The sequence below is a fragment of the Sphaerotilus sp. genome (genome assembly GCF_013299175.1).
Lineage (GTDB): Bacteria > Pseudomonadota > Gammaproteobacteria > Burkholderiales > Burkholderiaceae_C > Sphaerotilus.
Genome location: NZ_JAAFKF010000128.1, coordinates 1 through 9,318, shown reverse-complemented (window position 1 = coordinate 9,318; position 9,318 = coordinate 1). Strand labels below are relative to the sequence as shown.

At 69.0% G+C, this 9,318-nt stretch carries 10 protein-coding genes; 4 read left to right on the top strand and 6 right to left on the bottom strand.

Translation table 11 applies throughout. From position 1 onward, the window contains the following. Positions 1-197, top strand: a 197-nt coding sequence (locus QZW52_RS17025; RefSeq protein WP_294000909.1) for a Fe-Mn family superoxide dismutase, incomplete at its 5' end; no start/stop codon positions are given. Between the two features lie 76 nt (positions 198-273). On the opposite strand, the gene soxR is transcribed toward QZW52_RS17025, so the two are convergent. Next, a complete protein-coding gene (gene soxR, locus QZW52_RS17020) occupies positions 274-756 on the bottom strand; it encodes a redox-sensitive transcriptional activator SoxR (RefSeq protein ID WP_294000907.1) in 483 nt (160 codons plus the stop codon). A 71-nt stretch (positions 757-827) separates the two neighbouring features. Here soxR and QZW52_RS17015 point away from each other — a divergent pair, with 71 nt between their 5' ends. Beyond that, positions 828-1,817 carry a questin oxidase family protein gene (locus QZW52_RS17015; RefSeq protein WP_294000905.1) on the top strand — a complete coding sequence of 330 codons (990 nt, stop codon included), beginning with the start codon at positions 828-830 and terminating at the stop codon, positions 1,815-1,817. Between the two features lie 17 nt (positions 1,818-1,834). Here the strand turns inward: QZW52_RS17015 and hpnE are convergent, their stop codons facing one another. From hpnE to hpnC, 5 genes are read right to left on the bottom strand one after another with little or no spacing between them, the layout of a single operon-like run. Further along, positions 1,835-3,100, bottom strand: coding sequence for a hydroxysqualene dehydroxylase HpnE (gene hpnE, locus QZW52_RS17010; protein WP_294000903.1), 1,266 nt, complete (start codon positions 3,098-3,100; stop codon positions 1,835-1,837). Next, positions 3,097-4,326: a type II toxin-antitoxin system HipA family toxin gene (locus tag QZW52_RS17005; protein WP_294000901.1), complete on the bottom strand. Its 1,230-nt coding sequence runs from the start codon at positions 4,324-4,326 to the stop codon at positions 3,097-3,099. The genes hpnE and QZW52_RS17005 overlap by 4 nt, the downstream gene beginning before the upstream one ends. Next, positions 4,323-4,652: a helix-turn-helix domain-containing protein gene (locus tag QZW52_RS17000; protein WP_294000899.1), complete on the bottom strand. Its 330-nt coding sequence runs from the start codon at positions 4,650-4,652 to the stop codon at positions 4,323-4,325. The genes QZW52_RS17005 and QZW52_RS17000 overlap by 4 nt, the downstream gene beginning before the upstream one ends. Before the next feature lie 37 nt (positions 4,653-4,689). Then, positions 4,690-5,535, bottom strand: a complete 846-nt coding sequence (gene hpnD / locus QZW52_RS16995) for a presqualene diphosphate synthase HpnD (protein ID WP_294000898.1) — start codon at positions 5,533-5,535, stop codon at positions 4,690-4,692. 30 nt (positions 5,536-5,565) lie between these two features. Continuing rightward, positions 5,566-6,384 carry a squalene synthase HpnC gene (gene hpnC, locus QZW52_RS16990; protein ID WP_294000897.1) on the bottom strand — a complete coding sequence of 273 codons (819 nt, stop codon included), beginning with the start codon at positions 6,382-6,384 and terminating at the stop codon, positions 5,566-5,568. 82 nt (positions 6,385-6,466) lie between these two features. Between hpnC and QZW52_RS16985 the strand changes: the two genes are divergently transcribed. Further along, positions 6,467-7,591, top strand: a complete 1,125-nt coding sequence (locus QZW52_RS16985; RefSeq protein ID WP_294000896.1) for an efflux RND transporter periplasmic adaptor subunit — start codon at positions 6,467-6,469, stop codon at positions 7,589-7,591. A 22-nt stretch (positions 7,592-7,613) separates the two neighbouring features. Then, on the top strand, positions 7,614-9,318 hold a 1,705-nt coding region (locus tag QZW52_RS16980), incomplete at its 3' end, for an efflux RND transporter permease subunit (protein WP_294000894.1).

Genomic DNA, 9,318 nt, shown 5'->3' with positions numbered 1-9,318 from the left:
AGGCCGATGGCTCGGTGGACATCGTCAACATGGGCGCCGCCGGCACCCCGCTGACGACCGCCGACAAGGCCCTGCTGTGCATCGACGTGTGGGAGCACGCCTACTACGTGGACTACCGGAACATGCGGCCGAAGTTCGTCGAGACGTTCCTGAACAGCCTCGTGAACTGGTCGTTTGCGGAAGCGAACTTCGCCTGAATGGGCTGAGGGTTCGCCCTTGTGCGATGGGAGCCGGCCTGTGGGTCGGCTTTTTTGTGTCCGTGATGCCCTGGTGCTAGTCCTGGCGAGGGGGATCAGGTGTTTGCGTCTGGAGCAGATAGCGCGGTCCATCGCCCAGCGCCGCGGCGGCATCGCCAGGGTTGTACAGCGCACACCGCTCGATCGACAGGCAGCCGCAGCCGATGCACGAGGCCAGTTGATCGCGCAGGCGGGTCAGTGCTGCGATGCGGGCATCGAGCAGCGGTTGCCAGTCGCCGGACAGCCGTGCCCAGTCGGCCTGCGTCGGGGTGCGCCCGTCCGGCAGCGTGGCCAGGGCGGCACGGATCTGGGCGAGGCTCAGACCCAGTGACTGCGCGACGCGGATGAACGCCACCCGGCGCAAGGTCGCCCGCGGATAGCGGCGCCGACCGCTGGCGCTTCGTCCGCCGGAGAGCAGACCTTGCGCTTCGTAATAACGCAGCGTGCTCGCGGCGACCCCGGCGCGTTGCGCGAAGGGGCCGATGTCGATCCAGTCGTCGGGCATCGGGGTGGTAGGCATGGGGCTGGGTTTTCCAGTGTCGTTTGCTTGACGCTTGACTTGAAGCGTACTTCAACTTGCAGAGTGCGCCCATGCGCCATGCCACTCCCAGCCGTGCCCTGCACCACCTGCTCGACGAGAGCCTCCGCTACCCACCGGAGTACGGCAACCATCTGAGCAGCCACCTGCCGATGGCGCTCGCCGCGCTGGACGGTCTCGGCGCCGACGAGGCTCGGCTGCGGGCATTCTTCGCTTTCTACGTGCGCCGTTTCACCGAGCCGCTGCGTGCGGCTCCATCACCATCACTCCAATCCAGTTTTGCGGCGGCGCTGGCGCGTGACGGCCGCGACAAGGTGCTGCGTGAGGCGCTGCCGCGGTTGATGGTGGGCGTCGGTGCTGCGGCGTTCCACGGCGTGATCCGCACGGCGCACGCGGTCGAATCCCGGCACGAGGGTGAACTGGCGGCGGCGCTGGCCTATTGGGCGGCACGGTGGAGTCGGCTGCCTCCATCGGCTGTGGTGAAGCCGGACATCGACGGGGTGGCCGACTGGCTGGACGCCGTGGACCGCCGCCTGCTGCAGGCCGATCCCGACTGGCCCACCACCGCGTCAACCGCCCGGCTGATCTCCGATCGCATGCTGCAGGCCGCGCACACCACCGCGTACCGCGAGACGGTGGGGCGGCTGCGCATCGCAGGTTGTGATCCTGGCGTACTGCTGCATGAACTGGCGCTGTCAGCCGCTGTGCGCTATGCCGACACGCGCCATTTCACGGTGCTGCACATGGCGACGGGAGCGCGTGCCGTGCGGGTGCTGGCGCCGTGGCTGCCGCCGGGTGGCGATGTGCTGGTGCCGCTGTTTCAGGCAGTGGCTGCGGCCAGCCTGGCATCGGACACGGCCTCGGCGGTACCTGGCACTCCCACCGTCAGGACTGACCTTGGCTGGCCTCAGGTCTGTGCGCTGGCAAGGGCCAGCGACAACGACCATGTGATCAAGCTCGTTCACGCCATGGCCGCACAACAGGCCCTGGCGCAGCATCCCGCTTGGTTGCAGGCAGCGGTTGCAGCGGTGACCGATTCCTGAGGTTCACGGCCTGCCTGTCAACCCAAGCCGCTGCGCACCGCCCCCTCGATCGTCGCCGGATACGGCCCGTCCACATGGTCCCCCGCCACGCTCAGCCCCGCCGCAATCCGCGCCACCGGGCGCCGCAACCCCGGCACACAGCGAAACGTCGCCCGCTTCTCCGCCACCAGCTTCACCAGCACCGCGCCCTGCGCCCCCTCGCCACGCAGCACCGACCGCGCCTGCGCCAGCAAGGCCGCGCCGGTCACGTCCATCCCTTGTGCGACCCACGGTGCTGCGCCGCTGACGACGAAGGCGAACAGCCCCGGCGTCATGCCAAGCGCCCCGTGGTCGAAGGCAAATTGCGCGGGCGCCTGCGGACCTTCGGCGAGCGCCACCATCGGCGCGGCGAGCCGGGCGTTCGCCGCTCGCACATAGCCGGTGACGATCGGCTCGTACCCGAACGCCGCCGCGCTCGCTGACCACGCCGGGGCGATGTCGCGGGTCAGCCGTGCCGCCTCGCTGGCGCTGCAGGCGAGCACCACGCGGTCGAACGGCGCGTCATCGACTGTCCAGCCCGCGCCATCCGTCCGCATCGCCAGTCGCTGCACACGCTGCCCGATGCGCAGCGTCGCGCCGTGCGCGTCCAGCCAGCGCAGTGCCGGCTCCGGCAGCAAATCCGCCAGCGGGCGCCGCGGAATCAGCAGGTCACTCGCCCCCGGCCCCGAGAACAGCGCGTCGTGCAGCACCCGCAGGAAGACCCGCGCGCTGGCCGCATCCGCCGGCGTGTTCAAGGCTGCCACGCACAACGGATCGATGATTTCGGCGCGTACCCGTTCGGGCAGCGCAGCGGTCAACTGCGCCACCGTCAGCGCCGCATCGCAGCGAAAGCGCCGCAACACCCAGCCCGCCGCCGCGTTGCTCAACGCCAGCCGCTCCCGCAGCGACCAATGCCGCATCGTCCAGACCGCCCGCGTGAACGCGATCACCGGGTGCCCCGTCGGCAGTCGCAGCCCCACGCCGTCCTGGTCGAGCAAGGCCAGCGGCGTGCGCAGCAACACCGTCTCGGGATCGACGCCAACGCGGCGCATCAGGCCGAGCGTGGCGGTGTACGCGCCGATGAGGATGTGCTGGCCGTTGTCCAGACGCGGCTCGCCAGCGTCGGCGGCGAGGCTGCGGGCGCGGCCACCGGCCTGGTGAGCCATTTCGAACAGCGTGACGCGCTCGCCGGCATCGACCGCCGCGACCGCCGCCGCCAGCCCGGCCCAGCCCGCGCCGACCACCGCCGTCGTCGTCGTGCTCATGCCAGCCGCAGCCGATTGGCTTCGATGGCGCTGCGCACGCGCTTGACCGTGGCTGGCCGGATTGAGCGGCCGGCCGCAATGGTCGAAAACCGCCCGGCCAGCTCGACCATGCGCACCACCACGGCCGCCGCCCAGGCCCGGTCCAGCCCGCCTTGGTTGGCCAGCATCAGCAGGTGCGCACGGGTGATGTCCCGGCCTTCTCCGCACACGTCCATCTGGTGCTCGCCCCCCGGTCCTTCGGAAAACGTCAGGTCGTAGCACGGCGCCAGCCGCCAACTGCGGTCCCGCCCGAGCCGGAAGGACACGTTCTTGGCGTGGTCGTCCCGGTTGTGGAACACCACGTTGAACACCGCCCGCTCGTAAGCCTTGCGCACCTCGTGCTCGTCCCGCGTGAACAGCCGGGTGGCCCGCAGCAGCGTCGTGTAATCGACGGCGGACGGCAGCCGGAAATCCACCTGCAGCGCCCCGGCCAGCGTATGCACCGGCACGCGCAGCCCGTCTTCCACGTCGAAGCGGGCGATGCCAAACGCTCCCAGGCGCGTGTCGAGGTCGAAGCTGCGGGTGTCGGGCATGTCCAGACCGGCCTCCCGCGCCAGTTGGGCATAGGCATCTTCCAGCGCGCAGACCTCCTTGTGCTCCCCGCTGGCCTGGAACTTGACCAGCCAGGGCCGGCTCGCGGGGAAGGGCGCCGTGCTGACCTCGCCCGTGCGCGGGTCGTGGTGGACCAGCACCTTGGGCCGAGCGCCTTGCGGGGAGCCGCCGAGCAGTGCCAGTTGGCGCAAGGCCACGCTGTCCCGGTCATGCACCACAGTGCGCACCTCACGGGCCAGGTCGAGCAGCCGCAGCCCATCTGCCACCATCGACTGGGGTTCTGCCGGCTCGAACGTCAGCGCCCCCAGCGTGCGCTCGCCGAGGAAACTCAGGCGGTCCAGCGGCGAAACCGTGGCCGGGTGTACGCCGTTCTTGCGGAACAGCCGGTCCATCAACAGCAACCCCCAGCCATCGGGCAGCGCGTCGGCGATGAGGCCCGGCAGGTGTTGCTGGTGTGCAGGGAATCTGCTGAAGACGCCCGGCCGCAGGGGCAGGTGGCGTGGTGACAGCTCCAGACCTTGGCGCAAGGCGTCGGCCGAATACTCGAACAGGAGATCGTGCCCCTCATGGGCCAGCGTACCCAGCAGCCACTGCTCGCCCCAGCCGGCGTAATGCACCAGGACTTTGCGGATCATGGCCGAGGCGGTCGCTGGCGGGGGGCGCGCTGACGGGGCGTGCTGGCGCGGCGCTCCAGTTCGGCGATCGAGCGTGGCGGTGGCGGCACGAACAGGGACTGCAACTCGCCCTCCAATCCCAGCACCTGCACCACCCGCACCAGCGAGGCCAGCGTGGTCTGGCCCTGGCCTTCGAGGGTCACGACGGTGCCGCGAGACAGACCCGCCCGCCGAGCCAGTTCGGATTGCGTCCAGCCCCGCGCCAGCCGCACCGTCTTGAGCCGCTGACCCAAGGTCTGACAGATTTCGTCAGAGGAGGCGAGTCCAAAGTCCAGTATGTTGAACATAGACTGGCATTTTAGGCATTGGTGACCGGTTTGCTAATCATCGCCCGCGCCAGTTCGTCTGCATCGCGATCCAGAGCTTCCTCACCGGCGTCAGCGACACGCGCTGGTGCAGCACCTGGAACTGGTTCGCCTCGATCTCGCGCAGCAGCGTGCGGTAGATGTTGGCCATCATCAGGCCCGGCTTCTGCGCCCGCCGATCCGCTTCGGGCAGCAGGGCGAGGGCTTCGTCGTAGGTGCGGTGGGCGCGTTCGGCCTGGAACTGCATCAGTGCCGTGAACCGCTCGCTGTAACCGCGTTTCAGGATCTCGTTGGCCTTCACGTCGAACTGCTTCAGCTCGTTCACCGGCAGGTAGATCCGCCCGAGCCGTGCGTCGTCGCCCACGTCGCGGATGATGTTGGTGAGCTGGAAGGCCAGGCCCATCTTGTGGGCGTAGGCGGTGGTCTGCGGGGTGGTCTGGCCGAAGATGCTGGCCGCGACCTCGCCGACGATGCCCGCCACCAGATGGCAATACCGCTGCAGGCCGGGGTAGTCGAGGTAGCGGCTTTGCTGCAGGTCCATCTCGCAGCCGTCGATGACCGCGTGCAGGTGCGCGGCGGTGATGTTGTACAGCGGCGCGTGGGGCATCAGCGCCAGCAGGACGGGGTGCTGCGACGGCTGCCCGCCGAACGCCTTGGCGACTTCCGAGCGCCACCACGCCAGCTTGGTCGCCGCCACCCCGGCGTCACTCGTCTCGTCCACCACGTCGTCCACCTCGCGGCAGAACGCATAGAACGCGGTGATCGCGGCCCGGCGCGGCGGCGGCAGGAAGAGGAAGGCGTAGTAGAAGCTGGAGCCGCTCTTGGCGGCCTTCTCTTGAACGTAGTGTTCGGGCGTCGTCGTCATGGGGCGGGATTGTCTCAGTGAACGGGCCGCTCACATGGCCATTGCGCGCCACAGCAACCCCGGCGCATCCACTGCCCCAATCTTCGGCCGCCTCTGCAACACCTCGAACTCCATCGCCTCGATCTTGTCGAGAATCCGCAACCCCCCTTGCACCACCAGCCGCAGTTCCCAGCCGGTGCGCCCCGGCAGCTTGGTGGCGAGCGGGGCGCCCGACAGCATCAGCTCGCGTGCCCAGCGCACCTCTTTCTCCACCAGCGCCCGCGTCGCCCCCGTGTCGCGCTGGCGCATCAGGTCGTCCACCGCCACGCCCACCTCCGCGCAATCGACCAGCGGCACATACAGCCGGTCCCGTGGCAAATCCACACTCAGGTCTTGCCAGAAATTGATGAGCTGCAGCGCGGTGCAGATCGCGTCCGACTGCACCAGCGCGTCCAGTTCGCGCACCCCATACAGGTGCAGCAGCAGCCGCCCGACCGGGTTGGCGGAACGCTTGCAGTAGTCGAGCAGGGCGGCCCGATCCGGGTAGCGTCGCTGGTGCGTGTCTTGCTCGAAGGCGGACAGCAGCGCCTCCAGCAGCGGCAGAGGCAGGTGGTGCCGCCGGAACATGGCCGCCAGTGGCACGAAGACGCCTTCCCAACGCGGCGTCGGCGCATGGCCGCGGGCGACGCTGCGCAGGTCTTCGCGGTAGGCGTCGAGGTCGGCCAGCCGCTGCTCGGGGGTCGCGTCGCCCTCGTCGGCGATGTCGTCGGCCGTGCGGGCGAACCAGTAGATCGCGGTGACGGCCGGGCGCAGTGCGGGTGGGCACAGCACCGAGGCGACGGGGAAGTTCTCGTAGTGATCGACGCTCATGCGTGATTATCGCCACGGGAATTGACATCGGTTCAGGCCGCCTCGTACATTACTGACCAGTCAGTCAGTTGGAGCTTCCCCCATGCGACCCCGCCTCATTCGCGCCCGCCGTCCCTTGTCGATGGCCGTTGGCCTGTCGTTGCTCACCGTGCTGGCCGCCTGCTCGAAGCCCGAGCCGCAGCCTGAACCGATCCGCGCCGTGCGCACCCAGAAGGTGAGCACCGGATCGGCCACCGCGCAGCAGGAGTACGCCGCCGAGGTCAAGGCACGCACCGAGACGCGATTGAGCTTCCGGGTCGGCGGCAAGCTGATGAGCCGCTCGGTCAACGTGGGCGACGAGGTGAAGGCGGGGCAGGTGATCGCGCAGCTTGATCCCTCGGACCTGAAGCTCGGCCAGGACGCCGCTGCCGCCGGCCTGCGGGCTGCCCAGGCGAACTGGGACCAGACCAGCGCCGACCTCAAGCGGTACCAGGAGCTGCACGGTCAGGGCTTCATCGGCGGTGCCGAACTGGAGCGCCGCGCCACCGCGCTCAAGGCGGCCCAGGCCACGCTCGACCAAGCCCGCGTCCAGACCAGTGCGCAAGGCAACCAGACCCAGTACACCCGCCTCGTCGCCGATGCCGCGGGCGTGGTGACAGGCGTCGATGCCGAGCCGGGCACGGTCGTCGGCGCCGGCACGCCCATCGTGCGGCTGGCGCTGGCCGGGCCGCGGGACGTGGTGTTCAACGTGCCGGAAGACCGGGTCGCGTCGGTGCGGGCCGTGCTGAAGCAGCCGGGTGCCTTGCAGGTTCGCCTCTGGGGCGCGACCGGCGAACCAGTGCGCGCCACGCTGCGCGAGATCGCCGCCGCCGCCGATCCGACCACGCGCACCTTCGCCGCCAAGGCCGATCTGGCCGCCAGCGACGTGCGCCTCGGCCAGACCGCCACTGTCGCCTTCGATCTCGTCAAGCGCGACGCGGTCACGCGCCTGCCGCTGGCCGCCGTGGTGGAGCAGGGCGGCAAGAGCGTGGTCTGGCTGCTCGACGCGGCCACGATGACGGTCAAGCCGCAGCCGGTGCAGCTCGCCGGGGCGGATGGCAATCTGGTGCTGGTCAACAGCGGCGTGCAGCCGGGGCAGGAGGTGGTGACGGCCGGCGTGCATGTGCTGACCACGGGCATGAAGGTCAAGCGGTACGTCGAGCCGGTGCGCCCGGCGGCGTCGCGTTGAGCGCAAGGTCAAGGTCCGCACCATGAACCCGCACACCCACGACACCGCCCCGCGCTCTGGCTTCAACATCTCCCGCTGGGCCTTGGAGCACCCGGCGCTGACCCGTTACCTCATGGTCGTGCTGATGGTGCTCGGCTTCGCCGCGTACTTCCAGCTCGGCCAGGACGAAGACCCGCCGTTCACCTTCCGCGCCATGGTCGTGCAGGCGGTCTGGCCCGGTGCCACCGCGCAGCAGATGGCGGATCAGGTCACGGACAAGATCGAGAAGACGCTCCAGGAAGTCCCCAACGCCGACATCATCCGCAGCTACACCAAGCCGGGCGAGTCGGTCACCATCTTCCAGATCAAGGACAGCTCGCCGCCGAAGGAAGTCCCGCAGATCTGGTACCAGACGCGCAAGAAGATCGGCGACATGCGGGCCACGCTGCCGGCCGGCGTGATCGGGCCGTTTTTCAATGACGAGTTCGGCGATGTGTACGGCTCGATCGTGGCGCTGTCGGCGGATGGCTTCAGCACCGAGGAGCTGCGCGAGTTTGCGGACGACGTGCGCTCGAAGCTGCTGCAGGTCAAGGACGTGGCCAAGGTGGAAACCTTCGGCGCGCAGCCGGAGAAGGTGTTCATCGAGCTGTCCGGCAAGCGACTGGCGCAACTGGGACTCGATCTGAACCAGGTGATCGGCCAGATCGGCACGCAGAACGCGGTCGAGAGCGCCGGTGTCCTCAACGCCGACACCCAGAACCTGCAGATCCGCGTCGGCGGCCAGTTCCGCACGGTGGAGGAACTCGGTCAGTTGCCGATTCGCGTCGTCAACCCGGCCACGGGCGTGGCGAGCATGACCAAGCTGGGTGATGTCGCCACGATCAAGCGCGGCTACAGCGACCCGCCGGCCGTCAAGGTGCGCCACCAGGGCGAGCCGGTGATCGCGCTGGGCGTGTCGATGGCCAAGGGCGGCGACATCATCGCGCTGGGCGAGGCGCTGCACCACAAGGTCGAGCAGATCCGCGCCGAGCTGCCCGCCGGCATCACGCTGACGCAGGTGCAGGACCAGCCGGTGGCCGTGGCGCGCTCGGTGGGCGAGTTCGTCGGGGTGCTGATCGAGGCGATCGCGGTGGTGCTGGCGGTGAGCTTCATCAGCCTGGGCCTGCACTTCAAGCCGTTCCGCATCGACATCTGGCCGGGGCTGGTCGTGGCGATCACGATCCCGCTGGTGCTGTCGATCACCTTTGTCACGATGTATTACTGGGGCGTCGGGCTGCACAAGATCTCGCTCGGCTCGCTGATCATCGCGCTGGGCTTGCTGGTGGACGACGCGATCATCGCGGTCGAGATGATGGTGCGCAAGCTGGAAGAGGGCCACGACAAGCTCTACGCCGCCACCTACGCCTACGACGCCACCTCGATGCCGATGCTGACCGGCACGCTGATCACCGCCGCGGGTTTCCTCCCCATCGGCATGGCCAAGTCCACGGTGGGCGAGTACACCTTCGCGATTTTCGCGGTGACCTCGGCGGCGCTGGTGATCTCGTGGGTGGTGTCGGTGTACTTCGTGCCGTATCTGGGCGCACGGCTGCTGCGGGTCAAGCCGCACGCCGAAGGCCAGTCGCACGACCTGTTCGACACGCCGTTCTACAACCGCTTCCGCCGGCTGGTGGACTGGTGCGTCGGCCACCGCTGGATCACGATCGGGCTGACGATCGGCGTGTTCGTGCTCGGGCTGGCGGGCATGG

Coding starts and splice junctions, on each gene's coding strand:
- soxR (WP_294000907.1), bottom strand. CDS start 756: ATGCCTACCACCCCGATGCCCGACGACTGGATCGACATCGGCCCCTTC.
- QZW52_RS17015 (WP_294000905.1), top strand. CDS start 828: ATGCGCCATGCCACTCCCAGCCGTGCCCTGCACCACCTGCTCGACGAG.
- hpnE (WP_294000903.1), bottom strand. CDS start 3,100: ATGAGCACGACGACGACGGCGGTGGTCGGCGCGGGCTGGGCCGGGCTG.
- QZW52_RS17005 (WP_294000901.1), bottom strand. CDS start 4,326: ATGATCCGCAAAGTCCTGGTGCATTACGCCGGCTGGGGCGAGCAGTGG.
- QZW52_RS17000 (WP_294000899.1), bottom strand. CDS start 4,652: ATGTTCAACATACTGGACTTTGGACTCGCCTCCTCTGACGAAATCTGT.
- hpnD (WP_294000898.1), bottom strand. CDS start 5,535: ATGACGACGACGCCCGAACACTACGTTCAAGAGAAGGCCGCCAAGAGC.
- hpnC (WP_294000897.1), bottom strand. CDS start 6,384: ATGAGCGTCGATCACTACGAGAACTTCCCCGTCGCCTCGGTGCTGTGC.
- QZW52_RS16985 (WP_294000896.1), top strand. CDS start 6,467: ATGCGACCCCGCCTCATTCGCGCCCGCCGTCCCTTGTCGATGGCCGTT.